Genomic DNA, 255 nt, shown 5'->3' on the forward strand with positions numbered 1-255 from the left:
GCGTTACACCGAGGCGCGGCTGTCGCGTTATTCCGAAGTGCTGCTCAGCGAGCTGGGCCAGGGCACCGCGGACTGGGGGCCGAACTTTGACGGTACTCTCGACGAACCCCTGGTGTTGCCGGCGCGTTTGCCGAACATCCTGCTCAATGGCACCACCGGTATTGCAGTCGGCATGGCCACCGACGTGCCGCCGCACAACCTGCGCGAAGTCGCCACCGCCTGCGTGCGCTTGCTCGATGAGCCCAAGGCTACGGT

The 255-nt window shown here is 65.9% G+C and carries 1 protein-coding gene; it reads left to right on the forward strand.

Annotated features, from left to right (window positions below):
* Window positions 1–255 (forward strand): DNA gyrase subunit A (locus AAEY88_RS14560; protein ID WP_350563533.1); only part of this gene is annotated, 255 nt, incomplete at both ends.

Origin of the sequence: Psychrobacter sp. CAL346-MNA-CIBAN-0220 (assembly GCF_040309805.1) — a bacterium.
Taxonomy (GTDB): domain Bacteria; phylum Pseudomonadota; class Gammaproteobacteria; order Pseudomonadales; family Moraxellaceae; genus Psychrobacter.